This window comes from Dokdonia genika (genome assembly GCF_042652845.1).
Taxonomy (GTDB): domain Bacteria; phylum Bacteroidota; class Bacteroidia; order Flavobacteriales; family Flavobacteriaceae; genus Dokdonia; species Dokdonia donghaensis.
The window spans coordinates 507,012-533,262 of the sequence record NZ_JBHSHB010000008.1 but is presented as its reverse complement, the minus strand read 5'-3'; the positions used below and the strand labels follow the sequence as shown (position 1 = coordinate 533,262).

General features: G+C 38.4%; 24 protein-coding genes and 1 other RNA gene. 15 read left to right on the top strand and 10 right to left on the bottom strand.

Going from position 1 to position 26,251, the window contains the following annotated elements; genetic code table 11:
- Nucleotides 1-52: 52 nt before the first annotated feature.
- The 11 genes from ACFO5T_RS06420 (at nt 53) to ribB (ending at nt 11,790) form a co-directional block, all read left to right on the top strand.
- Entirely contained in the window at nt 53-1,267 is a 1,215-nt protein-coding gene (locus ACFO5T_RS06420; RefSeq protein ID WP_380032947.1) for an aminotransferase class I/II-fold pyridoxal phosphate-dependent enzyme, read from the top strand.
- Nucleotides 1,268-1,506: 239 nt separating this feature from the next.
- Nucleotides 1,507-2,970: a Na+/H+ antiporter NhaC family protein gene (locus ACFO5T_RS06415; protein WP_380032945.1), complete on the top strand. Its 1,464-nt coding sequence runs from the start codon at nt 1,507-1,509 to the stop codon at nt 2,968-2,970.
- A 175-nt stretch (nt 2,971-3,145) separates the two neighbouring features.
- Complete coding sequence (locus ACFO5T_RS06410) at nt 3,146-3,790, top strand: peroxiredoxin (RefSeq protein ID WP_021778618.1); 645 nt, start codon at nt 3,146-3,148, stop codon at nt 3,788-3,790.
- Nucleotides 3,791-3,803: 13 nt separating this feature from the next.
- The gene (locus ACFO5T_RS06405) at nt 3,804-4,118 is read left to right on the top strand and encodes a thioredoxin family protein (protein WP_035325090.1); all 315 of its coding nucleotides are present in this window, start codon (nt 3,804-3,806) and stop codon (nt 4,116-4,118) included.
- Nucleotides 4,099-4,356: a DUF6952 family protein gene (locus ACFO5T_RS06400; RefSeq protein WP_021778616.1), complete on the top strand. Its 258-nt coding sequence runs from the start codon at nt 4,099-4,101 to the stop codon at nt 4,354-4,356. The genes ACFO5T_RS06405 and ACFO5T_RS06400 overlap by 20 nt, the downstream gene beginning before the upstream one ends.
- A 165-nt stretch (nt 4,357-4,521) precedes the next feature.
- Nucleotides 4,522-5,022 (top strand): thiol peroxidase, encoded by a 501-nt coding sequence (tpx, locus tag ACFO5T_RS06395; RefSeq protein ID WP_035328708.1) that lies wholly within the window; start codon nt 4,522-4,524, stop codon nt 5,020-5,022.
- Nucleotides 5,023-5,164: 142 nt separating this feature from the next.
- On the top strand, nt 5,165-5,491 hold the full coding sequence (locus ACFO5T_RS06390) for a diacylglycerol kinase (protein WP_380032988.1): 327 nt from the start codon (nt 5,165-5,167) through the stop codon (nt 5,489-5,491).
- Nucleotides 5,492-5,665: 174 nt separating this feature from the next.
- Nucleotides 5,666-8,131 (top strand): FtsK/SpoIIIE family DNA translocase, encoded by a 2,466-nt coding sequence (locus ACFO5T_RS06385; RefSeq protein ID WP_380032942.1) that lies wholly within the window; start codon nt 5,666-5,668, stop codon nt 8,129-8,131.
- A gap of 6 nt (nt 8,132-8,137) precedes the next feature.
- Nucleotides 8,138-8,857, top strand: coding sequence for an outer membrane lipoprotein periplasmic chaperone LolA1 (gene lolA1, locus ACFO5T_RS06380; protein ID WP_084811635.1), 720 nt, complete (start codon nt 8,138-8,140; stop codon nt 8,855-8,857).
- A 63-nt stretch (nt 8,858-8,920) separates the two neighbouring features.
- Nucleotides 8,921-10,579 (top strand): LptF/LptG family permease, encoded by a 1,659-nt coding sequence (locus tag ACFO5T_RS06375; RefSeq protein ID WP_380032939.1) that lies wholly within the window; start codon nt 8,921-8,923, stop codon nt 10,577-10,579.
- Between the two features lie 74 nt (nt 10,580-10,653).
- Nucleotides 10,654-11,790 (top strand): 3,4-dihydroxy-2-butanone-4-phosphate synthase, encoded by a 1,137-nt coding sequence (gene ribB, locus ACFO5T_RS06370; protein WP_380032937.1) that lies wholly within the window; start codon nt 10,654-10,656, stop codon nt 11,788-11,790.
- 167 nt (nt 11,791-11,957) lie between these two features.
- Here ribB and ffs read toward each other — a convergent pair.
- Nucleotides 11,958-12,056: signal recognition particle sRNA small type (gene ffs, locus ACFO5T_RS06365), an RNA gene on the bottom strand.
- An 84-nt stretch (nt 12,057-12,140) separates the two neighbouring features.
- On the opposite strand from ffs, the gene ACFO5T_RS06360 reads away from it, so the two are divergent.
- From ACFO5T_RS06360 to ACFO5T_RS06350, 3 genes are all read left to right on the top strand, one after another.
- Complete coding sequence (locus tag ACFO5T_RS06360) at nt 12,141-13,202, top strand: glutaminyl-peptide cyclotransferase (RefSeq protein ID WP_380032935.1); 1,062 nt, start codon at nt 12,141-12,143, stop codon at nt 13,200-13,202.
- 91 nt (nt 13,203-13,293) lie between these two features.
- Entirely contained in the window at nt 13,294-14,052 is a 759-nt protein-coding gene (locus tag ACFO5T_RS06355) for a carboxypeptidase-like regulatory domain-containing protein (RefSeq protein ID WP_380032933.1), read from the top strand.
- A 42-nt stretch (nt 14,053-14,094) separates the two neighbouring features.
- Entirely contained in the window at nt 14,095-15,648 is a 1,554-nt protein-coding gene (locus ACFO5T_RS06350) for a hypothetical protein (RefSeq protein ID WP_380032931.1), read from the top strand.
- A 1-nt stretch (nt 15,649) separates the two neighbouring features.
- Here the strand turns inward: ACFO5T_RS06350 and ACFO5T_RS06345 are convergent, their stop codons facing one another.
- The 3 genes from ACFO5T_RS06345 to smpB form a co-directional block, all read right to left on the bottom strand.
- The gene (locus ACFO5T_RS06345; protein WP_380032929.1) at nt 15,650-18,127 is read right to left on the bottom strand and encodes a DUF5686 and carboxypeptidase regulatory-like domain-containing protein; all 2,478 of its coding nucleotides are present in this window, start codon (nt 18,125-18,127) and stop codon (nt 15,650-15,652) included.
- Between the two features lie 27 nt (nt 18,128-18,154).
- Complete coding sequence (locus ACFO5T_RS06340; protein ID WP_380032927.1) at nt 18,155-18,889, bottom strand: peptidase associated/transthyretin-like domain-containing protein; 735 nt, start codon at nt 18,887-18,889, stop codon at nt 18,155-18,157.
- A 79-nt stretch (nt 18,890-18,968) separates the two neighbouring features.
- On the bottom strand, nt 18,969-19,430 hold the full coding sequence (gene smpB, locus ACFO5T_RS06335; RefSeq protein ID WP_021778605.1) for an SsrA-binding protein SmpB: 462 nt from the start codon (nt 19,428-19,430) through the stop codon (nt 18,969-18,971).
- Nucleotides 19,431-19,603: 173 nt separating this feature from the next.
- Here smpB and ACFO5T_RS06330 point away from each other — a divergent pair, with 173 nt between their 5' ends.
- Complete coding sequence (locus ACFO5T_RS06330) at nt 19,604-20,353, top strand: DUF6503 family protein (RefSeq protein WP_380032924.1); 750 nt, start codon at nt 19,604-19,606, stop codon at nt 20,351-20,353.
- Here the strand turns inward: ACFO5T_RS06330 and ACFO5T_RS06325 are convergent.
- The 6 genes from ACFO5T_RS06325 to ACFO5T_RS06300 form a co-directional block, all read right to left on the bottom strand.
- Nucleotides 20,350-20,883, bottom strand: a complete 534-nt coding sequence (locus ACFO5T_RS06325) for a SixA phosphatase family protein (protein WP_380032922.1) — start codon at nt 20,881-20,883, stop codon at nt 20,350-20,352. The two genes, ACFO5T_RS06330 and ACFO5T_RS06325, sit on opposite strands and share 4 nt — an antisense overlap.
- A 249-nt stretch (nt 20,884-21,132) precedes the next feature.
- Nucleotides 21,133-21,264, bottom strand: coding sequence for a hypothetical protein (locus ACFO5T_RS06320; RefSeq protein ID WP_262485472.1), 132 nt, complete (start codon nt 21,262-21,264; stop codon nt 21,133-21,135).
- A gap of 58 nt (nt 21,265-21,322) precedes the next feature.
- Complete coding sequence (locus ACFO5T_RS06315; protein WP_375252200.1) at nt 21,323-23,389, bottom strand: DUF349 domain-containing protein; 2,067 nt, start codon at nt 23,387-23,389, stop codon at nt 21,323-21,325.
- 76 nt (nt 23,390-23,465) lie between these two features.
- The gene (locus tag ACFO5T_RS06310) at nt 23,466-24,254 is read right to left on the bottom strand and encodes a shikimate dehydrogenase family protein (protein WP_380032920.1); all 789 of its coding nucleotides are present in this window, start codon (nt 24,252-24,254) and stop codon (nt 23,466-23,468) included.
- Nucleotides 24,226-25,248 carry a DUF368 domain-containing protein gene (locus ACFO5T_RS06305; protein ID WP_380032918.1) on the bottom strand — a complete coding sequence of 341 codons (1,023 nt, stop codon included), beginning with the start codon at nt 25,246-25,248 and terminating at the stop codon, nt 24,226-24,228. Before ACFO5T_RS06305 ends, ACFO5T_RS06310 begins: the two co-directional genes overlap by 29 nt.
- Entirely contained in the window at nt 25,238-26,212 is a 975-nt protein-coding gene (locus tag ACFO5T_RS06300; RefSeq protein WP_380032916.1) for a DUF368 domain-containing protein, read from the bottom strand. The genes ACFO5T_RS06305 and ACFO5T_RS06300 overlap by 11 nt, the downstream gene beginning before the upstream one ends.
- Nucleotides 26,213-26,251 lie beyond the last annotated feature (39 nt).

Here is a 26,251-nt window from a genome sequence, read left to right as displayed (position 1 = left end):
TATAAATAACAAGTATTTACATAAACTAATCTATTCAAACACTTAGCGCTTTATGAAATTTAAACCCGCAAACGAGATCCAAGATTTACAGTATTTTGGAGAATTTGGAGGAGTAAATCCTTCTATTTCAGATAGCTCAACGTATACCTTTCTATCGGCAAAAACGATGTTTGACACCTTTGAAGGTAATGCAGATGGTTGTTATTTATACTCAAGACACAGTACACCGTCTAATCTTTATCTAGGTGCAGCCCTAGCCGCTATGGAAGGAACAGAAACAGCAAACGTTGCTGCCAGTGGGATGGGTGCTATCACTCCTACTCTATTACAACTGTGCCAGGCTGGTGATCACGTAGTGTCAAGCCGTACCATTTATGGAGGGACATATGCCTTCTTAAAAAACTTTGCTCCTAGACTAAGCATCACGACGAGCTTTGTAGACATTACAAATCTGGAAGCTGTAGAAGCTGCTATTACAAAAGACACGAAGGTGCTCTACTGTGAGTCTGTGAGCAACCCACTACTTGAGATTGCAGATATTGAAGGGCTCTCTGCCATTGCAAAAAGACACAACCTTAAACTAGTGGTAGATAATACATTCTCACCGCTCTCTATATCTCCTGTAAACCACGGTGCAGATGTGGTGATACACAGTCTTACTAAGTTTATAAACGGATCTTCAGACACGGTAGGTGGCGTGGTATGTGGTACACAAGAATTTATAGATGAGTTACGTAATGTAAATGATGGAGCAAGTATGCTACTAGGTCCTACTATGGATAGTCTGAGAGCAGCCTCTGTACTCAAAAACTTACGCACCCTGCATATACGTATGATGCAACATAGTCACAATGCTATGTATCTCGCAGAGCGTTTTGAAAATCTAGGACTAAGAACGGTATACCCAGGACTCCCTTCTCACCCTAGTCACGAGGTGTTTAATAGACATATGAATGATAAGTACGGCTACGGCGGTATGCTTACAGTAGATGTAGGATCACTAGATAAGGCAAATGCACTTATGGAGTTAATGCAAGAAAAGAACCTAGGTTATCTAGCGGTGAGTTTAGGATTTTACAAAACCCTCTTTAGCGCACCGGGAACCTCTACTTCATCAGAAATTCCAGAAGATGAGCAAGCAGCTATGGGACTTACAGATGGTCTCATAAGGTTCTCAATAGGCCTTGATGCAGATATAGAACGTACTTATGAAATGATGAAATCTTGTATGGAAGAGATAGGCGTTTTGGTTCCAAAAATGGCATAACACATTACCGCCATTAAAATCTTTGCGAGCTTATGGTAACCTACTGTAAGCTCGCATTGTTTTTTTATAACATAAGAAGTATTGCTATATACAGTCTAACTAACTATAACAAAGAGTGATAGATTCTCACCTCTTTTAATCTAAGAGATGAGCGTGTAATGAGAGCTATGAGCTATTTGCTCTCACACCTTGCAAAATACAGGCTATTATTGTAACATTACCTATACAAAACACACACAATGAATAACAATCTAGAAGAGCAAAAAAACCATCATATTGTAGATAATCGTGAACTAAATTTGTGGGAGGCTCTTATTCCAGTAGTTATTCTAATGGGGCTTCTAGCGTATAACATTTTTCTTAAAGATGGTGTGTGGCTTGGTGAGTATTCTAATCAATACATCCTTCTTATGGGGGGAGCTGCAGCCGCAGTAGTAGGCTTTCTTAATAAATCTACACTAGGCACAATGCTCTCCGAAGTTTGGGAAAACCTAAAAAGTGTTTTTGTACCTATTGTCATATTATTTCTAGTAGGAGCACTTGCCGGTAGCTGGCTTGTGAGTGGTATTATTCCAGCAATGGTATATTACGGTCTCCAGGTGTTAAACCCTACTATCTTTTTACCAGCCTCAGTCATTATTGCTGCCATTATCTCCATTGCAACAGGCAGCTCTTGGACCACCTCTGCCACTGTAGGTATTGCGCTTATAGGTATAGGTCAAGCGCTGGGTATAGATGCAGGTATGATAGCGGGAGCTGTGATTTCTGGTGCATACTTTGGTGATAAAATGTCACCACTAAGTGATACAACTAACCTAGCTCCAGCGATGGCAGGTACAGATCTTTTTACGCATATAAAATATATGACGCTTACTACGGTACCTACTATAGTTATCACGCTACTCGTATTTATTATTATAAGCCTTAATATAGACACAACAGGTACGGCAGATGTCACAGAGTTACTAGGTGTAATAGATGACACCTTTAATATAACTCCTATGCTTTTTATCGTTCCAGGTGTGGTAATTGCATTAATCGTTACGAAGACAAAACCACTCATTGCCCTAGGAATAGGTGTCGTGCTTGCAGCAGTGTTTGCATATATCTTTCAACCAGAAATACTAGAGGGATTATCTTCATCAAAAATAAATGCCATAGCCACAGCTATCTGGACAGATACTGCTATAGAAACACCTAATGCTACACTTAACGAACTCTTTAGCGCGGGAGGTATACTTGGTATGCTATGGACGATATTACTTATATGTTGTGCGATGGTTTTTGGAGGAATTATGGATGGTATAGGTGCACTATCTAGAATTACAAAAGCCCTACTGAGTGTCGCAGATACCGTTTTTGGTCTTTTTGCAAGTACAGTGATTTCTTGTCTGGGTCTCAATGCTATTGCTTCAGATCAATATCTTGCGCTTGTCATCCCTGGTAAAATGTTTAAGAAAGCCTACGAAGACAAAGGACTTGCTCCAGAAAACTTATCTCGTACGCTAGAAGATTCTGGTACGGTAACCTCAGTACTCATCCCTTGGAACACTTGTGGAGCATACCAAAGTAGTGTCCTTAATGTAGGCGTAGCAGAGTACTTTGTTTTTGCCATCTTTAACTGGCTCTCGCCATTTATGACACTCATTTTTGCAGGATTTAATATTAAAATTAGACAAATTAAGGATGCTAGAAAAGCATAAGGAGGATTTTTTTACGCTTTCGCGAAAGCGTAACCCACACATTTACAATACCTAACAAGGTTACATAAAGAATACTAATACTACTATCAGATTATTGGATTTTACAGGCTTTTATTGAGCTTGATTTGGGGGTACTTTTGCACTTTCAAATTACGAACATAAAAACCTTAAAATAATGACACTAGTTGGAAAAAAATTCCCAAACCTTGCCGTAGATGCAATGGATGAAATGGGAGATACTTTTAAGATCAACATCTTAGAAAAAGCAAAAGAAGAAGGAAAGAAAATCATTCTTTTCTGGTACCCAAAAGATTTTACATTTGTTTGTCCTACAGAGCTTCACGCTTTTGAAGCAGCAAAGCAAGCATTTGCAGACCGTAATACAATCGTAATAGGTGCATCTTGTGATACTCCAGAAGTACACTTTGCGTGGTTAAACACTGCAAAAGATAACGGAGGTATAGAAGGTGTAACATACCCTATACTTGCAGACTCTAACCGCAACCTTGCAAACCAGTTAGGTATTCTTGACGTGACTAACGAGCGTTTTGATGAAGAGACTGGAACTGTACTTGTAGATGGTGACAATGTAACTTACAGAGCGACATACCTTATTGATGAAGAGGGAACTGTTTTTCACGAAGGTGTAAACCATATGCCACTGGGTCGTAACGTATCTGAGTTTTTAAGACTTGTAGATGCATACACGCACGTACAAGAAAAAGGAGAAGTTTGTCCTGCAAACTGGGAAGATGGTAAAGAAGCGATGAACGCAAACCGTGATGGTGTAGCTAGCTACCTTGCTGCTCACGCAAACTAAAAAAACAGAAGCTATGATTCAAGAATTAGATCAAGATAATCTTAACCAGATTGTTGCCGAAAATGAGACCGTTGTCGTACAATACAGTGCTACCTGGTGTGGTAACTGTCGTATTATGAAGCCTAAGTTCAAGAAACTAGCTTCAGAAAACGAAAATGTAAAGTTTGTTATTGTAGATGCCGAGAAGAATCCTGAGTCACGTAAAATGGCTACAGTAGACAACCTTCCTACATTTGCAACGTTTACAAAGGGATCATTTACTAATCAAGTACAGACTAATAAATTTGATGTACTTAAAGACCTTGTAAATGAAGTTACCAGTAATTAAGCACCTCGTAGGTTTTATAGAAGAAAATGATCAAGATTTTCTTATTGAAACAGTAGAGACACTTGAGCACCTTACAGAAGTTCCTTCTCTTAAAGATGAAGAGCTAGACGTTATAGGTGAACTTATCTCAAATATGTATGGAGCGCTAGAAGTGCATAAAGATATGCGTAGCGGTACCGCAAAAAAAGAGGCTCTTAACGGCTTTATGAAACGAGTAATGGGGTCTATAGATAACTAAGATTTCATACTCACACAACCTTATTAAAAGTACAACCGCCACTGGCAGTTGTACTTTTTTTTATTCTCAATGTAAGTATACCAGAGCAACTTGATAAACAATTGTTAAGCGAGTGGTAAATGGTAGTTTTTGTTTTACTTTTACGAGACAACAAAAAAAAATAAAATGGCAACAATAACACTAGGCGGCAACGCAACACAAACCGTAGGCGAACTTCCAAAAGTAGGAACAGCAGCTCCAGATTTTACGTTATCAAAAAACGATCTTTCTCCAGCAAGCTTATCAGACTATAAAGGAAAGCGTGTGGTACTTAACATCTTTCCATCTGTAGACACAGGTGTATGTGCACAGTCTGTACGTACGTTTAATGAAAAAGTTTCTAGCGCAGAAAATACGGAGGTACTTTGTATCTCTCGTGACTTACCATTTGCTCAAGCACGTTTTTGTGCAGCAGAGGGTCTAGATAATGTACACACCTTATCTGATTTCAAGACAGGAAAATTTGGTGAAGACTATGGAGTTACTATCGCAGATGGTGGTTTTGACGGCTTACACTCAAGAGCCGTAGTAGTTCTTAATGAAGAAGGGCAAGTAGTTTACACAGAGCAAGTACCAGAAGTAGGTCAAGAGCCTAACTATGAAGGTGCAATGAACGCTCTTAAATAATATAGAGTATACATAAACCTGCCTGAGCTTGTACAACTACGTATAATCTGGCAGGTTTATTTATGTACTATTGCAACCACTTCACACCATAAAAAACCAAACACACGTGCCTATAAAATTTATAACAGGAAGACTCAAAGGGATGAAATACTCGCTACAAGGCGGTATACAACTCATACGCTCTGAGGCAAGCATACAGGTACAATTTGGTGTGGCTATACTTATTACCATTGCTGGTTTTTATTACAACATAAGCCGTACAGAGTGGATTGCTCAAACCCTATGCATAGGCTTGGTTATGACTGCAGAAGGACTTAATACCGCGATAGAAGGTATTGCAGATTTTATACACCCAGATTTTCACGAGAAAATAGGAAAAATCAAAGATATTGCTGCAGGTGCTGTAGGTATCGCTGCTTTAGTAGCTGTTATAATTGCCGGCATTATCTACATCCCTAGAATTTTTTAAAAATCTACATACATTTTTTGTGACAAGCCGCTTTTAAATAGCAGCATCTCAAGAGGATATTACCCTAAAAATACACTTAAACAGAAACGTTAAACAAGGGCGCATAAACCCATAAAAATTCCGTTTCAATATTGTATTTTTATATCCACTCAAAAAACAACCTCGAGCGCTTCTATGGCAAAAAAGAAAACCACGGCAAAAAAAACCAAACCTAAAACCCCTAGAAAACCTATTTCCTTTAAACTGTCGCGCCAGCAACAGATTATACTTGGCAGTTTTCTATTCTTTTTAGGCCTTGCCCTACTCTTTTCTTTTATCTCATATCTCTTTACGTGGAAAGCAGACCAGAGCCTACTACAAACAGGTACTAGAGAAGATAATGCGTCTAACTGGCTCTCGCTAGTAGGAGCTCGCATAAGTCACTTCTTTGTCTACAAAGGTTTTGGGGTCCCTGCACTCACCATCGCTATACTCACTGCCTTAACTGGTGTCTATTATTTTTTTGATTATGCAAAAGCTGCACTTAAGAAATTTTGGTTTTGGGGTATTCTTTTAATGTTGTGGCTTGCTGTTTTTCTAGGCTTCTTTAGTAACAGCAATGACATACTAGGCGGTACAGTAGGTTATGAAATAAACGATTTTTTACAAGACTACCTAGGGCTTACTGGTGCCATTATCGTGATGACTTTCCTCGCGATTATTTACCTCGTGCTACGTTTACGACTTACACCAGAGCGTGTGAGCACCTATTTTAAAGAAAAGAAAAATGCCCTTGCAGGCGAGTTTGCTTCAGATGCGACTCCAGAGCCGGTTATTGTAGATAACTCATCTACTTATGAGGCACAAGAAATACTTAAGGGAAGTAACACTGGTGGAGATGAGACCGCTTTCGCGAAAGCGGAAACAGAAACACCTCCTACAACCACCTCTACATTTGAACAAAATGTACAAAACTTGCAACCTACACTTACTCAAAAGACACCTGAGGTAGCAAGTAGCTTTGAAGTAACCCAAGCTCCAGAAGAGGAAGAAGTCATCCCTACTCCAGAAACTGTAGTCGAGGTAGAGGTCGAAAAACCAGTCGAAGAAGAAGAACTTACAGATAACCTGAGCTCAAAACTGGTAGAAGACTTTGGTGAGTTTGACCCTACGCTAGAGTTGGCAAAATTTAAATTCCCACCTATAGACTTATTAAAAGACTACACAAACGGACAGGGAATTACCATTAATCAAGAAGAACTTGAAGAGAATAAAAACCGTATTGTAGAGACACTCAACAACTACAAAATAGGAATCTCAAACATAAAAGCAACCGTAGGTCCTACCGTAACCTTATACGAGATTGTACCAGAAGCGGGTGTACGTATTTCAAAAATTAAGAATCTAGAAGATGATATTGCACTATCACTAAGTGCCCTTGGTATACGTATCATTGCTCCTATCCCTGGTCGCGGTACGATAGGTATTGAGGTTCCTAATAAGAATCCTCGTATTGTAAGTATGCGCTCTGCAGTGGCTAGTAAGAAGTTTCAAGAAGCAGAGATGGAGTTACCACTTACGCTAGGTAAAACCATCTCAAACGAGACTTTTGTGGTAGATCTTGCAAAGATGCCTCACCTACTTATGGCAGGTGCTACGGGACAAGGTAAGTCTGTAGGGCTTAATGCCATCCTTACCTCATTGCTATACAAAAAACACCCTGCAGAGGTAAAGTTTGTACTGGTAGATCCAAAAAAGGTGGAGCTTACTTTATTTAATAAAATAGAACGCCACTATCTCGCAAAACTTCCAGATACAGAAGAGGCTATTATCACAGATAACTCAAAGGTGATTAACACACTCAACTCTATGTGTATAGAGATGGATGCTAGATATGACCTTCTTAAAAATGCAATGTGCCGTAATATTAAGGAGTACAATGCAAAGTTTAAAGCAAGAAAACTCAATCCAGAAAACGGCCACAAGTTTTTACCATACATTATACTGGTAGTAGACGAGTTTGCAGATTTAATTATGACTTCTGGTAAGGAAGTAGAGACTCCTATTGCCCGTCTGGCCCAGCTTGCACGTGCCATTGGGATACACCTTATAATCGCAACACAACGTCCTTCTGTAAATGTTATTACAGGTATTATTAAGGCAAACTTCCCAGCGCGTATCGCTTTTAGAGTAACTTCAAAAATTGATAGTCGCACCATACTTGACACCTCTGGAGCAGACCAGCTTATAGGTCGTGGGGATATGTTATACACTCAGGGTAATGATGTTGTGCGTATACAATGTGCCTTTGTAGACACTCCAGAAGTAGAGCGCATTGTAGAGTATATAGGTAATCAAAAAGCATATCCAGATGCGCACTTACTGCCAGAGTATGTAGGTGAAGAGAGTGGCACAAGTCTTGATATAGATGCATCAGATAGAGATGCACTTTTTCGTGATGCTGCCGAAGTTTTGGTAATAGCTCAACAAGGTAGTGCCTCACTATTGCAACGTAAACTTAAATTAGGATATAATCGAGCAGGTAGAATCATAGATCAACTAGAAGCTGCAGGTGTGGTAGGACCTTTTGAAGGTAGTAAAGCACGACAGGTTCTGGTTCCAGATATGATGGCTCTCGATCAACTCCTTAACAATGAATAAACCAAGATGAAGAAGAGATTAATTTTTTGGCTGGCACCTATACTATTTAAGAAGGTCTTAGTTCCAGTCGCAGTAAAAGGGTACAGAAAATTTGCAAAGCGTGCAATGCCAGTGGTATTGTTGTTATTTATGACCGCTTTCGCGAAAGCGCAATCTGTACAAACACTCCTTAAAGAGGTAGACACTAAAGTTAAGAGCTACGATAATATAGCAATAGACTTTAAGTATGCCCTTAGCAATGAAGCCGAAGGTGTAAATCAAGAGACTAAAGGTAACGTAGTAATGGCAGGTGATAATTATAAGTTATCACTTATGGGTACGACTCAATTATTTGACGGGACAAACGTCTACACGATTGTACCGGAAGATGAAGAGGTAACCATAAGCGCGATGAGTGATCAAGATGAAAATGCGATCACACCGTCTAAGATGCTTTCTTTCTTTAATGAAGGGTACACGCAAAAGATGGACATCAAGCAAAAAGTAAATGGTAGAGAGATACAATTTGTAAAACTCACACCTATGGATTCTAATAGTGATGTGAAGTATACTTTGCTAGGTGTAGATGCTCAGACTAAGCATATACACAAACTTATTATTACGCAAAACAATGGTACTAAAGTGACTATAACGGTAAACTCTTTTAAGACTAACCAGCCACTTGCAAAGAATACCTTTACTTTTGATAAGGGTAAATACACAGACTATTATATCAATAAATTATAACAGTAGATACTAGAGCTAAGGGCGCAGACTTCTTATTTTTGTCTGCGCCCTTATCATTTATAGATGAAAATACTTGACCGCTATATCTTCTTTACGTTTGTAAAAACGTTTCTGAGCATCTTTTCTATATTGATGTTCATTTTTGTTTTACAGAGTGTATGGTTATATATACAAGAACTAGCAGGTAGAGATCTGGACTTTGATGTGATATTAAAGTTTTTACTCTTTGCAATGCCTAGTCTTGTAACACTTGTATTGCCTCTTTCTGTGCTACTTACGAGTATAATGACCTTTGGAAATTTTGCCGAGAATTATGAGTTTGCAGCAATGAAGTCTACGGGGATCTCACTACAGCGGGCAATGAAGAGTGTTATATTCTTCATTATATTTTTAGGTATCGCATCCTTCTTATTTGCAAATTATGTGATTCCCGCATCACAGGTTGAGTTTAGAAACCTACGTAATAACATAGGTAAGATGAAACCTGCTATGCTCATACGTAGTGGCCAGTTTAATGAAATAGGTGACGACTTTAATATGCGTGTTGCAGAAAAGTATGGAGATAGAGATCAATATCTCAGAGATGTTGTCATACATCAAAAGGAAAAAGGACGGCTTGGTAATTATACGGTTATCGTTGCAAAAGAAGGAGAGCTCATAAGTTCTATAGACTCCCCTACTCTCTCACTACAACTCAAGGAGGGTAACTATTATACAGAAGTACAAAAGAAGAAGACTAAGGAAAAACTTAAAGAGCCTTTTGCAAAGAGTTATTTTGAGACCTACACGCTCAACATAGACCTAAGCGCCCTAGGCAATGAAGATCTAGATGCCAGAGATATAAACAACACCTACCAGATGATGGATATTGTACTACTAGATTCTAGTATTACAGCCCTATCTGAAAGGTTTGTTGAAGACAGAACAAAATTTACAAATAAGTATGTAAGCCGCATAAAACCACCGCCTGTAGATACTCTTTATCAAGGTAATGTAAAACAACAAAGCGCAGAGATAAAAGAGGCCATATTAGACAACTACGAGATTAAAGACCGCGTGCGTATCTTAGAAATTGCAAAGTCTAATATAAGTAACACCATTGCAGATATAGAGAACAGAAAAAAGATTCTCAAAATAGATGTAAAGCGATTAAGCAAATTTGAAATCTCACTACACGAGAAATATGTATTGGGCTTTAGCTGTATTCTACTCTTTTTTGTGGGAGCTCCACTAGGCGCTATTATACGCAAAGGTGGACTTGGCTTGCCTATTGTAATAGGTGTGGTGCTCTTTCTTACCTTTCACTTCATAGGTATTTTTGCAAAAAATAGTGCAGAAGACAACTCAATTAGTCCGTTTATAGCAAGCTGGTTAAGTACATTTATTTTGTTCCCGCTTGGGGTGTATCTCACCTATCGTGCAACGACAGACCAAGGCATATTTGATGTAGACATTATGCCTACGTTTATTAAAAAACTATTTGCAAGACCTAAAAAGAAAGCTATCAATATTGATGCGCTAGACTTAAGTTACTCGATAAGTGATGAAGAAGAAAAAATGCTAGACACCCTTTCTTCAAACCAGCTCAAGGACATTGTAAAAAACTATAAAGAATCTGGACACTCTACAGACGTACGCAAGGCTGCTATCTCAAGACTAGGCAAGCTAGGTATTACCTTAGATAATTTAAAAACTCAAGGATATTTTACTGATAATCTATAAGGCTATCTGGACTAAATGAATATCCATTATATACACACGTTCTTGTATCTTTGTGCAAAACGTTACTCATACAAATGACAGCACCCAAAACGATACAACTACACACTATAGAAGAAGCCATAGAAGATATTAAAAATGGCAAAGTAATCATAGTAGTAGATGATGAAGACCGAGAAAATGAAGGAGACTTTGTAGCGGCAGCAGAGACAGTAACACCAGAGATGATTAACTTTATGGCTACACACGGGCGTGGTCTTATCTGTGCTCCTATTACTGAGGATCGTTGTGAAGAGTTGCAACTCAATATGATGGTAACAAGCAACACAGACCCTATGGAGACAGCCTTTACCATCTCTGTAGATTTAAAAGGTCAAGGGGTAACCACCGGTATATCTGCCTCAGATAGGGCAAAAACCGTACAAGCACTTATAGACCCGCAGACTAAACCTTATGATTTAAGTAGACCGGGACACATTTTTCCGCTTAAGGCAAAGGAAGGTGGCGTACTGCGTCGTACAGGTCACACAGAAGCCGCAATAGATTTCGCTAGACTTGCTGGTTTTAAACCTGCAGGAGCCATCGTAGAGATAATGAATGAAGATGGTACAATGGCACGACTCCCTCAACTTATGGAGGTGGCAGAAAAGTTTGACCTCAAAATTGTTTCTATAGAAGATCTAGTGGCCTACCGTATGAACCACGATAGCCTTATAGACAAGAAAGAAGACTTTGAGATAAAAACTCGTTTTGGAGATTTTAGACTTCGCGCTTATGAGCAAACCACAAATGACACTGTGCATATCGCACTTACAAAAGGTGGATGGGAAGATGATGAGCCAGTACTAGTGCGTGTAAACTCTACTCAAATTAACAACGACCTACTAGGCACGCTTACCAATAATCCAGATGCCAAACTAGACGATATGTTTAAAGCCGTAAATGAGGCTGGCAAAGGAGCTATAGTTTTTATAAATCAAGAAAATGCATCGGCAAATTTATTGGGACGATTAAGGGAGCTCAAAAACATTCAAAAAGATGGAGTAATGAAAGCTCCTAATATTGTTATGGACTCAAAAGACTTTGGTATAGGTGCACAGATTTTACACGATCTACGCATTTCTAAAGTGAAACTTATGACTAACAGCGAGGGACTTAAACGTATCGGTATCGTAGGCTACGGTCTTGAGATTGTAGAACGCGTAGGGTACTAAGACCTATTTATCATATACTTAAAAAGCCATCTCAATAAAGAGATGGCTTTTTTTATGGGTTTTAATTACGCTTTCGCGAAAGCGTAAAAAAGAAAATCTCAAACATCATTACTGAGGTTTGAGATTGTTATATATCATTGTCAAATTACTTGACTTGTGCGCACAAAAAAAGGCAAGCTACCTACATCACACCGCTACGACCATCTACCCTTGCTGCGTTCCCACCCTGGGGGATTCGACAGGAGCTGGTTGTGTAGGACTTGCCGCTGCAAAGATATAGCTTCTTTGAGAAGTCACAAGGTTTTTTAGCCCGATTTTTTGTTTTAAATTGCTATAAAATTCAACAAAAAATGACAGCAAAAGCTAAGCACCTCATTCTATTCATATTACCGCTACTTTTAATCGCTTGTAGCGACACAGGTTCTCTAGATGGAAACTATACTATTACAACAGATGCACAAAAAAATGCTATCAAAAATGGTGGAGAAATAACCATCTCGCTTAAAGCGAAAAAAAATATCGCATTTGACTCTGTTTCATACGCCTTTGACGGGAAGCGCATAGGTTCAAGTAACGGTCTGGAGGGTGTCACCACTACCCTATCTTCTCAAAAACTGGGACAACGCGAGTTGAGTGCTACTATTTATGCCGGAGGAGAAAGTACGACCACCACACAAAAACTAAACATTTTACATACAAAAGCGCCAAAAGTATATGGCTATAAAATCATAAACAGATACCCGCACCAGACAGATGCCTATACACAGGGGCTAGAATTTGTAGGTGATACACTGTATGAAAGCAATGGTAGTTATGGCGAGTCTAACCTGAGAAAAGTAGACTACAAAACTGGAAAAGTACTTAAGGAAGAAAAACTAGACAAAGCATACTTTGCCGAAGGGATGACCATTATAGGCGATAATATATACCAGCTTACCTGGAAGGGTAATACTGGCTTTATTTACGACCGTAATACATTTGAGACTACCGGAACTTTTACCTACAATAAAAGTAGAGAAGGCTGGGGGCTTGCAAATGATGATAAAGTAATTTACAAGTCTGACGGAACTAGTAAAATCTGGACCTTAGACCCTTCTAATCTATCTGAACAATCGTATATAGAGCCTACTGACAATACAAAGGTTACTAGCAAACTCAACGAACTAGAATGGGTAAATGGTAAAATATATGCAAACAATTATCAAGTAGACCTTATCTCTATAATTGACCCTACAACAGGGGCGCTAGAAGGTCTTATTGATTTACGCACGCTCAAAAACGAAGTACAAAAACTTACAGATCCAGCAAATGAGGTACTTAATGGTATTGCCTATAAAGCAAACGAGGGGCGCCTTTTTGTAACCGGTAAACACTGGAACACACTTTTTGAAATAGAGATTGTAGAAAAATAGGTCGTTCACTCACCACAACAGCCCGTTTACTCATTTACGATACTGGCAAGGTGCTTGATTAACTAGATTTACATCAGTTAATCAAGATATTATGAAAAAGCCTATCGCCATCACCATCCCAAAACCTTGTCACGAAGACTGGGCAAAAATGACACCTGTACAGCAAGGTAAACACTGCGCTGTATGCAGTAAAGAGGTTGTAGACTTTACAGCCTTTACTAAGGATGCCCTGTATAAACGCGTCACAAAAGGCAATCATCTTTGTGGTCGGTTTAGAAAAGACCAGCTCGATACGCCTATCTATGCAACGCGTGATAAAGGCAGGAGCTTTGCTCAAGCAGCAGCGGCACTGCTTGTCCCTATGGCAATGCTTTCGGTTACAGAGGCATCTGGACAGACTACACCTGAGACTATAATTATGGGCGATATTGCACCGGTAGAACTTCCTGTAAAAAAATATGATAGTTTGGGTATAGGTACGCTTTCGCGAAAGCAAAATACACCGCAGAAACTTATTACAATTAAAGGAAAAGTAAGAGGTGATGATAAACTACTTGCTGAGGCATATGTGCTTGTTCAGGGAACTACTAAAGGAACTATGACTGATTGTAATGGAAATTACTCTTTAAAGACACGAGCTGGCGAGACTTTAGTTTATTTTTCATCAGGCTTCAAGACACAAAAAATTCTTATTAATTCACAAAAGGAAATTATTGTTAACCTTAAACGTGAAATTCTAGAAGAAGAAGTTGTTGTTGCTGGCAGAATTAAAATTCAAGATTATAAGTCCTTCAACAAAAAATTACGTAAAAAAAGAAAGGGTAAAAAGAAACAAAACAAGAAGCAATGACACCGCTCTTAAAAAGTTATATTTGTTACAAACTATAACTTAATGCGCAGTCTCTACTTTCTTATTGCGCTTGCCGGTATAATTACGGTAAGCTCTTGCCGTAATGATTTTGAAACCACTCCTAGTACAGGTAATCTAGAATTCTCAAGAGATACCATTTTTCTTGATACGGTGTTTACAAACATAGGCTCTAGCACGTATAACCTTAAGGTGTATAATCGCAGTGATGAGGCAATCTCTATACCATCTGTACGACTAGGTCGTGGTCAAGACTCAGACTATAGACTTAATGTAGACGGTGTGGCTGGTAAAGAATTTGAAGAGGTAGAAATTCTCGCAAACGACAGTATTTTTGTGTTTGTAGAGACTACCTTAGATATCAATGAAGTAGGCAATGCCTCTGATGAGTTTTTATATACAGACGCTATTGAATTTAATAGCGTGGGTACATCACAAAATGTAGAACTCGTAACGCTTGTAAAGGATGCCATTTTTCTATTTCCGGAGCGTGACGGTGCTACAGGTATGGTTGAAACACTTACTGTAAATAATGTAGAAACTACACTTGAAGGACGTTACCTTATGGATGACGAACTTACTTTTACAAATGATAAACCTTACGTAATATACGGTTATATGGCTGTAGGTGATCCAGACGGAACAACAGCAAAAACCTTAACGATAGAAGCTGGAGCCAGAGTGCATTTTCACGCAGATAGTGGTTTACTCATAGCAGATAATGCAACACTAGCTATAAATGGTGCACTAAGCGCAGATCCCATAGCGCTAGAGAATGAAGTGATTTTTGAAAGTGATAGACTAGAGCCCGCATTTTCTAACGTGCCTGGCCAGTGGGGAACTATATTACTTACAGATGGTAGTGTAAATAACACAATTAACTATACCACCATAAAAAATGCTACTGTGGGAATACTTAATGAGGCTTCACCAAATGCTTCTGGAGCTAGTCTTACACTCACAAATACCCAAATTTACAACGCCTCTGCTGTAGGCTTACTTAATAGATTTACCTCTGTTGAGGCTTCAAATACGGTAATTAACAACTGCGGGCAGTTCTCTATGCTGGTACAACTGGGCGGTATTTACAATTTTACGCACTGTACCTTTGCAAACTACTGGACGCAAAGCTTTAGAGATACGCCTGCTGTATTTTTAGACAACACCTTACAAACGCAAGAAACCTTACTTGTAGGAGACCTTGCTCAAGCTAATTTTACTAATTGTATAGTGTACGGTAATCAAGGGGAAGAAATAGGCTTTAACCAAGATAACGACGCTACTTTTAATTTTAAATTTACAAACTCACAAATACGATTTGATGATGTTTTTGGTGACTTTATAGGGGAGCCACTTTATGATTTTACAAATGTAAATTTATATCAAGATATCATACGTAGTGAAGACCCAGACTTTTTACTCCCTACAGAAAATATGTTACAAGTAGGTGAAAATACTGCTGGTAACGGTTTTGGTTTACAGAGCGCTGCAAATGCAGTTCCTACAGATATTATTGGGACTAACAGAACACTGGCTCCAGATATAGGTGCCTATGAGAGTATTATATTTCCAGAATAAATTATAGACTCAAGCCTATAAGAAAAGTACCCTTATTTCCTCCTAGTGCACCTTGTCCATAAACGTAGTCTACACGCAGTAATCTAAATTTACCCCAGCCTACATTGCTTAAACCTACATTAAACTCACGATACAGTCTTTGTTCTTGAGTACTTAAAAGGTGTGCACCGGCTACAAGGTTAAAATTGAGTTTATTTATACCTGGTATTTTACCTAGAATCCAACCTTTAAAATTGTGCTCTGCGTGTGCCTCAAAGTAACCGGTATTTGTACTGCGCTCATAATATGGCAAGACGTTAAACCTATTTATAGCACCAGGCTCAAAAAGCACGGTCTCATTACCATTAAAATGCTGCCTATCTACAAAGCTTATCTCATCTCCAGTGCCCAAAAATGTCCCTGCACGCAAATCATATGATAACCTACCTTTATTACCCACATTAAACTCTTGCTGAGCAACAATGCGTAATTGATCAAAATTATAATCAGCTACCGAGGCTCCAAAGCCTTTCTCATATACTAGCGTTATAGCTGGATATCTTTCAGACTGTACATTAAACTTTCCGCTAGGGTAACTATAATATTTTTGCCCAAAGTTTATCGTTGCACTTGAAAAAAACTTCCCTATGCGATGTGTTGTGATTGCAGCACTCCCGTTACTTGATGGAGCTAGAGGATTATTGCTGGTAAACTCGCGGTCATCACTAGGAAAAAATGTTTGGTCTGTCGTATTAAAAACGGGGTTACGTTTCTCATAAGCTAGAATTGCATTTACTCGTAAACCATTAACAAGCTCTTGCCCGTAGCCTATTTGTGCAAATTCTTTTTCATAATACTTAGCAAAATTTTTCTCTCTAAGGAGTGAGTATGCAGTATTAAATATAGGGCGTATAGGTTCGGCGTTATTAAACTGTTCTAAATCTACACCTCCTGTAAGGCTCACCACTGCCCTATTTGTTCTATTAAAACGCCTTGTGACTCCTAAGGTATAACGTAGTTGGTCTTCAGAAAAGCCGTAGTTCGCTTTCGCGAAAGCGTAAAAAGTCTTTGTATAATCATCATCGCTCCAGTTTGAATAACTGGCTTGCAGGCTACCATTCCAGCCCTGTACGGTATTGTACTGAATAGCCTGTAAAGGTGAAGAAACTCCCACTCTCCATCTATTATATGTGTCTGTATAATCATACCCAAAAATAGGTGAAGTTATCTTAAAACGGTTACCACGTGCATCTATACTATCTAGGTACTTCTTTGATTTTCTAATGACTTGTATGCTATCCTTTTTCACATAATCTTCTTGCTCTAGCAGTGTGAGTGGTACTGGGCGTCTTTGATCCCAGAAGGTACTGTCTTTTTTATTTGCATTTTGAGAAAAAGACAAGATCTCTGCCGAAAAAGAGTCTTTGCTAAATGCCGGATTAAAATTATAATCTGAGTAAGCAGCTGTAAATCTCCCGTCACCTTTAAGCCCTAAAAATCCAAAACTAAAATCTATGACCTGAGATATTTTTACCCACTGCTTAAGCTCGTCCTCATATTTAAAATTCTGTTTAAAATTAAGAGATTCTATAAAAGGCACTTGTATAGCGGCACCATCTGTATGTAAATCTACACCGTACAATTGCCAGCTATCTTCTACTATATAAATTGTGCCTGTAAACACACGGTCATTAACACGTCTAGGTGTTACCGTTACCTTATTTATGAGCTGGTTGTTTTCATAAAAGGTACCTTCTAGGGTGTATTTGTAATAAGCAAACGCATTTGAAGCGATGGGTGATACGATCTGAGCATTGAGATTTAATGTATTTTCATAAAAAGAAAAATTTGCATCACTAGCGGTATTAAAGCTAAAACCGTTATCATCACCACTTACCTTACTTGCCACAATAACCTCACTAAAGTTATCTGGACGCTGGTATTTTATATCTGATATAGTCTCACTAAGATAGATAATACCAGTACGTGTGGAGTCTAGACCACCACCCAGGTCACCTACTTCTTGCCCTAGTATTTTATCTGGAGCATCTTGTACTTGCCATAGTCCACGAGAGTAAAACTTTGCAGTATACTCCCCTATGACGTCAAGATTCTTCTTTCGGTTTGCTATGGTTGCACGTATTATTCTGTCGGCAGGGTTGACACCTGCTTCAACTATAACTTCATCTAGAGAGGTTGTTGCCTCTGTCATTACAATGTCTAAGACTACTTGTGGCGACCCTATCTCTACCGTACGTGTGATGGTCTCAAAACCTAAAAATTGAAAAACCACGACCATCTCCTTACCTTGATCTTCTCTTTCTAGAAGGAGCTCGTAAGCCCCATCACCATTTGTAGTAGTTCCTCTATTTGAGTTTTCTATGTATACGTTTACAAATGGGAGTTGCTCTCCATTTTGGCTTGTCACAACACCTGTAATTTGGGCTGTGAGGGTTGATGACAACAGTGTTAGGAAAATGATAAAGTAATGTGTACGCATATGCTGATTTTTGATTTGATAAAATGTTTACTCTTTTACAAGCCTAAGATACTGCTCACAGAGCCAAAGCTGTACCTGCAACTCATTTTCTTGATGCGCTTTACTTTGAAACTCTGGTAGGTCTACCAGGTAATTTATAAACTGTTTAAGCTCATCTTCTGTAAGCTCAAAACGTTCTCTCAAAAACTGTGTATATTTTTCCATCATAAGGTCATAAGCTGCTATTTCTTTATCTATAGCTACATATTTTTTGAGTCTTTTGGTACGACCGCTTATAGCATTTATAATAGGATCCAGCTGCAGACTCCCCCCTAGAAGACCAAGTAGATGAACTGGTTTAAAATCACCAGCAGTTTGTAGCCTACGCTCATTTGTGGTGGGGATGGGGCGCTCTCCTTGTATAATCCCCACGCTTTGAACGGTGATTTTATCACTACTATTTAAAACGACTTCATCAAGGGTGTTCTCTTTTTCTTTGAGTATTATACTTAAAAAGGGATTTGATGCCAGCTCTTCAAATATTACAACATATTGATCTCTGGCACTTAAGTGAGTGACAAGTAAAACGTCACCTTTATTTACAGCCATCACAAAACGACCATCACTATCTGTAGTAATACTTTGTTGCGAGTTAAGATTATTTACGTGTGCGTCTTCTAGTTTAAAGTCGCCTATTCTTACCTCTCCTTGGGTAGATAGTGGGAACTGGGCAAGGCATACCTGAGCACAGCATAAAAAGAGAACAAAAAGTCTAATGACCATAAGAATATTTCTAACTCAAAAAAAGCTAGAAATTTATAAAGAGCTGCCCAACAAATTGTTAAACTCTTAACCGCGGTCGTTAATTATTAAAAGCCTTTTTAATTCTATCAAGATTTTTCTTGTTGTCACGATCCTTAATGGTCTCGCGCTTGTCGTACGTTTTCTTACCCTTAGCTAGTGCAATCTCGAGTTTTGCAAAACCCTTCTCATTTGTAAAAAGTCTTAAGGGTACAATAGTAAGACCAGATTTATTAACCTCACGCTCCCATTTTTTAAGTTCGCGCTTGTTAAGAAGTAACTTGCGCTCACTCTTAGGGTTATGATTAAAGTAAGTAGCGTGTGAGTACTCTTGTACGGTCATATTAATTACAAACATCTCCCCTTGATCATTAAACTCACAAAAACTCTCGGCTATAGAGGCTTTACCCTCTCTTATAGCCTTAATCTCTGTACCAGCAAGTACAATACCTGCAACGAGCCTATCAAGTATCTCGTATTCAAAACGAGCTTTTCTGTTCTTTATGTTTACCGTATTTGACATTCTTACAAAGATACAATGTTACACGATTAATAATCATTTACAGTCTTAAAAAATCCTAATGCACAGCTCGTCTTAAGCACTTTTAAAATTATGGATTGTATTTTTGTATCCCTTTCATATAAATGTAAGCACATCCATTGTTCCTCGACTATATCCTCCATATAACTAACACTATGCACAGATTATTTTATATCGCTTTTTTATTACTACTTGCTACAAGTTGTACAACGCCAGCGCCTACTGCACAAGAGATTGTCGATAAGGCAATCGCCGCATCTGGTGGTGAGGTAATTGCAAACTCTAGCATACATTTTAAATTTAGAAAGTATTACTACAGAGCTACTAGAAAAGACGGATTGAGAACATTAGAACGTTGCACAGACGCCGCTTGTCAAGTACAACAGGATGTTATAAAAAATAATGGAGAGTTTGTACGCTTTCGCGAAAGCGCACCTACAACCCTTCCAGATAGTATGAAAAATCGCTATGCAAATAGTGTAAATTCTGTACACTACTTTTCTGTATTACCTTATGGCCTTAATGACCCAGCGGTGCGTAAATCACTTGTAGATGAAAGCATTGTAAAAGGAGAGCCTTACTACCGCATCAAGGTAACTTTTGCCCAAGAAGGTGGTGGTGAAGATTTTCAAGATGAGTATATGTACTGGATACACAAAAACCGCTACACGGTAGACTATCTTGCATATAATTACCAAACATCAGAAGGTGGGACACGTTTTAGAGAGGCTTACAATGAGCGTATTATAAACGGCATACGCTTTGTAGATTATCGCAATTACAAGCCAGAAGAGCAGTATCCACCATTGCAAACACTAGATGCACTTTATGAAAAAAATAGTCTTGGTTTACTTAGCATTATTGAACTAGAAGATGTGGAGGTATCTAGTTGTCCTGCTTGCTAGTCTATGACTAGCACTTCTTTTTTCTTAACCAGGTCTTTACCTTCGCCCGCAAGCTGCACGTGGTAGAGATGAAAATACTCAGACTCGTCTATTTCTTTAAACACATCTGGCTCACCGTAGACAGCATTTGCAAAGTTTGGTGTTGTATTACTGTGGCCTACTACCACAACATTAAGTCCCGTAGTCGCAAGTTTAAAAGCTTCGTCATTTAAAGCTCTGGGATCATATTTTTTTATAGCTAGGCTATTTGCCTTTGCCGTAGGCTCTGCCGTGCGCATAGTACGTAAATAGTTTGTAGAGTAAACAGCGTCTATATCCTTATCTGTAAAAAAATCTTTCCAGCGCTCTGCACGCGCCTCTCCTTCTGGAGTGAGATCTGGATTACTATTAGACGGATCACTTAGCACTTTTTCGGCGTGACGAATGAAGTAATAATTAGTCACCTGCTCGGTAGTTGCTTTGTTTTTCTTCTGTCCATCACAGCTTACAGAGACGGTAATTAATACGAGTAATACTAGGAGTTTGCGCATTGCTATTATTTTTAATCAAATATACATTTTTTTGTAAGGTCACCTTTTTTCTACCGACTTATGATGTGTCTTTCACCCTTACAATAGCGTGATGGATAAAAATCTGCTATGAAAGAGCAAAATCCGTTTCTTATTAAGAAACGGATTTTGTGTTTTATTATACTAAGGAGTATTACGCTTTCGCGAAAGCGTAAAAAGAAAAAACACAGCTTGATGAAGGCTGTGTTTTTAGATTTTAATTAATTTACTCTACATTGAGAAATACTGTACCAGTGTGTAGGCAGAAATAAAAAATGTTGAGAGGACTACATATATCCCCAAAATGGTGTTTCTTCCCTGTCTAGGATCTCGTGCTGTTGCTGTTTTTGCTTGCGTTTTCATAATATCTGTTTTTATTGATTGATACTATAAAGACGAAGCACGAGGGTAATTGTTACAATTATGCTTCAGAATTTTCTTCAGAAGTCTCATTTTGAGCATTTTCTGCAGCTTCTTGAGCAGCAGCTGCTTCCTCCTCAGCTTTTTGATTTTGAGCTACTAAGGTTTTTATCTTACGTAGTTTTGAAGTCCATACATTAAGTTCTTCTTTATGACGTGAAATGTTTTTATGCACCTCTACTACCATCGGGTTATCGTCTGCCACGTGCTGGAAGAAACCTAGATTGTTCTCTAGCTGATTAATCTCTGCTTTAGTCTCATCTATTTTCTTTCTAATAAAGAAACGTTCCTTTTCTATAGCGCGGTCATCTGCTCCGCCTGCCATAATTTGCACACGATTTTCATACTTAATAAGCTCTGCTTCTTTCTTGTCTATATCAAGTTGTTTAAAGAGGCCGTCTAGTACTTTATTAAAGTCTTGATCTATATTCTTTTTTGAATAAGGAACACGACCTATACCTTTCCACTGGTCTATAAATTCTTTAATAGTCGCAAGATCTGCAGTGCGCTCACCCGTCATCTTTGTTTCCTTAACAGTATTCATTAAGGCCTGTTTTTTATCAAAGTTTTCTTGCTCGCCTGCACTTGCCTGCTTTTTAGAATCTTTAAGACGGTCAAAAAAGTGATTACAAGCATCTTTAAACTGCTTCCATACCTTATCGCTTTCTTTACGTGGTACGTGACCTACCTTTTTCCAGTCTGCCTGGATGCGCTTCATCACATCTAGCGTTCCTTTTATATCATCGCTATCTTTGTGTTCTTCGGCTATTTTTACAAGCTCTTGCTTTTTTGCAAGGTTATCGTACTGCTCTTGTTTTTGAGATTTATAGAAGCCATTCTTTTTCTGATTAAAAAGCTTTGTAGCTGCTTTAAAAGATGCCCAAGTTTCTTCATTATTTTCTTTTGGGACTTTACCTGCTTTAAAGAATTGCTCACGTAGTGCTTCTACTTTTTTAATCTTGTCTTGTACGCTCTTGTGAGATTTAATATCATCTTGTGCTACTTCATTAATTTGCGCTATGATATCATTTTTAGTCTCAAGATTCTTCACCCATACGAGCTCTATCTCCTTTTGCTTTTCATCACGAGCATCGTGTATTTTTTTTGTAGCAGCGCTAAATTTATCCCAGATAGCGTCACTGTGCTCACGTGCTACAGGACCTATTTCCTCCTTCCACATACGGTGTAGGAGTTGTAATTCTTTAAAAGCCTTATTAATGTTAGGCTCTGCTCCAAGCTCCTCTGCTCTTTCTATAAGAAGTAGTTTTTTATCTAGGTTTTCTTTAAAGTGTTTATCTCTAAAGTCACGGTTAAGGTGCAGCAGTTCATAAAACGCATCTACGTGAAAATAGTAGTCATTCCACACAAGGTTATAACGATCTCTCGGTATGTTACCCGCATTATTCCAGCGCTCTTGTATTTCTTTAAATTTATTAAATGTCGTGTTTACACTCTCAGCCCCACCTAGCTCATTGCGCAAAGCTTTTACTTCATCAATAAGGGATTGTCGCTCTGCAAGGTTTGCATTTTGATCTTTACGCTTACGCTCATAAAACTCTTGGCGCTTGTTTCTATACTCATAGTATACCTCATTATATGCCTTTTTAAGTGGCGAGAAGTATCTAAAATCTATAATGTTACCACCTTCCTCTAGAAAAGCAGCCTTAGCCTCTTCTTGCTCTTTATCAAACTGAGCATTTATAACTGTACTTATCTCCTCTACGTGTTCTTTTATAGCGGTTACTTTCTCACTTTTAATAAGCGATTGTAACTCCTCTATAAGCTCTTCTTTTGTAAGAGTTGCATAGTCTTTTTTAGGGATTTCTTTTACCACTGGAGCAGCCGGTGCCACTTCTGTAGTTTCTGGTGTTGCAGCAGCCTGATCTGGAGAAGCAACTTCTTCTGCATCAATCTCAGATGCTACCTCAGCGTCATCTGGAAGTTCTGTAGCATTTGCTTCTGCAGCCAGTGCTTCTATTTCATCATTCATAGTGCGATCTGTTGCTGGCGCTGTTTCTTCTAGATGTTCTTCTACTTTTGGGTCTTGAGGTTTCTTCTCTTCAGACATATCTTTCAATGTTAGGGTTCTATTTTATAAGAAGTAAATATACTATTTAGTGCGCACATAGGACAATAATCTAGAGCTAGCTATTCCAGATGCTCCAAGAGGCCTCTGCTTGCAATTCTAACATTCTAATTCCGTTTATAATTTGAGCACCTTGCTGCAATGCTTTTGTAAGAAAAGTAGATTGCTCAGGATTATAAATAAGATCAAAAGCTATATGAGAATCACCTATATATTGATACGGTATCGCTGGCGCCATCTCAACCTCTGGAAAAGTTCCTACAGGTGTGGTATTAACTATAAAAGTGTGGTCCTTTATAATTTGCTCATTAAGATCTTCATATTGTAATGAGTTATTAGAACGCTTTCGCGAAACAAAAGTGCAGTCTACCCCCAGCTGTTGCATTGCATAATGAACAGCCTTTGAGGCACCTCCTGTTCCTAAAATCAAACATTTATAAGAAGATGCTGAAAGAACTGTCTCATCAAAATCAGAAAAATGACTCTCACCAAAACGTTCTAATAATGAATCTCTAAAACCTATATAATCTGTATTATACCCCGTAAGTGTGCCATCATCTTCTGTCTTTACGGTATTTACAGCACCTATAGCGGCTGCGTGTGCGTCAAGTCTATCTAAAAAAGGAATAATATCTTGTTTATAAGGTATAGTGACATTATACCCTGCGGCAGATTTTGCTAGGAGTACCTCTTGCATCGCAGTAGCATCTGGCACATCAAAATTTACATATTGTGCATTAATTTGAAGCCTATCAAACTTTTCCTTAAAGTATCCTCTAGAAAATGAATATCCTATATCCTTACCAAAAAGGCCATATTTATTTACCTTGTCTTGTTCTCTCTCCATATTTACCTAGTGCAACAATCATAAAGATACCAGCGAGTATAAAAAATATAGCAAGCACATTTTCTATATTAAAAGCTGTGGGTAAATAACGATCGTAATTATCTAAAATTGGGGTTCCGTTTATATCTAGTGCAATCTCTCCCGATAGATCGCGCTCAAAGACTTCTGTTTTCCAAGGCCATACAACACCTAGCGAACCTATTATGAACCCAAGTATAGCAGCGTTAGTAGCCCATTTAAACTTTTTTAATAAAAAAGTTAAGAAGTGCGATATCGTCACTAGCCCTGTAAGTGAGCCTAAGGCAAAAACAGCAAGCACTGTAAGAAGTCGCATATGTATAGGGTCATCTATAAAAGAAAAGTCTCCAGAAAATGTTTTTGTAATCGTTACAAATAATGCGTTTACAGAATCTACAAGCAGTAGTACATAATTACCTAATAAGATAAGTATAAAGGAACCAGAGAGGCCTGGTAATGTCATCCCAGAAACACCTATAATACCACAAATAAATACAAAGAGAAGATTATCATTTTCTTGTGCGGGCTCCATAAGACTTATGGCTACACCAAAAACAACCCCCGAAATAAGCATTACAATATTGCGATTAGTCCACTCTTCAAAATCTTTACCTATATAATAGATAGAACCTATTATCATACCAAAGAAAGCACTCCACACTAACAAGGGGTAATTTCTTATAGCGAGATCTAGTAATAATGAAACACTAAAATAACTTATGAGCATTCCTAAAATAAGGAGTCCTAAAAATCGTCCATTTATGTATTGCCAGAAACTACGAAACCGCCCTCCAAAAAGAAGTCGTAAAGCTTTTCCATTTACCTTTTGGAGCGAATAAATAAACTCTTCATAAAATCCTGCAACATAGGCTACAACACCTCCAGATACTCCCGGAACTTTATTTGCAGCACCCATAGCAAGACCTTTAAGAACGAGCCAGAGCTTATCAGAAAGCGATCTAGTCTCAGTCTGCATATACCTTCTTTTTACCTGCAGCTCTTTCCAGCAATAAGATTAATGCAAATCCAACAATAGCAAATGTCACTGCATATAGCACCTGCGGATCTCCATCAAAGTTCGACGGGAGTATACTCTTTGCCTCTACTGCAACCTCATCTCCGTGCCTATCTATGCGTGTAGATAATACTTTTTTCCAAGGCCATATTTTATTAAGAGACCCTATCATAAAACCAGTAAGTACGGCAAGTGTAATTTCTTTTTTATGCTCAAACATCCATTTGAGAATTTTTGAAAAGAGTTTGAGACCCACAATGCAGCCTAAACCGAAAAGTATAATTTTCCATATGGCACTTCTTAGCAGGGCCCAGTCTCTGGTAAGTAATGCATCTTGCGCATCTGTAATTGTGCCTAGCACCATCCCATAAGAACCCAGTAATACGAGTATAAATGAACCAGAAACTCCTGGTAAAATCATTGCGATAATAGCAATACCACCAGAAACAAAATAAAACCACCACGCGTTAGGCGCTTCTGTAGGTACGGCTATTGTGATGAAATATGCTACTGCAACACCTGCTATGAGGGCAATAATAGTAGCCACATTCCATTTTGTAATTTGTTTTCCTATATAAACAATACTTGCAAGTACAAGACCAAAGAAAAAAGACCAGACTAGTATAGGGTACGATTCTAAAAGATAAGATATAACCCTAGCAAGTGAGAGTATACTTATAGCTACTCCTAAAAATAAACTTCCTAAAAATTTAAGATTGTATTGAGTTATTGCAGCTTTTATCCCTTCTTTTTTCCAAACTTTAAAAATTCCAAAGTCTAGTTTATCTATTGTTTCTATAAGTTCTTGATAGATACCAGATATAAATGCAATGGTACCACCAGATACCCCGGGAACCACATCTGCTGCTCCCATTGCCATTCCTTTTAAGATAACAAATACGTAAGCGAGTGAAGTTTTTGGCATAGGGTTATTTTTAAAGTCTAAGCTAAAATACTAGCTTTC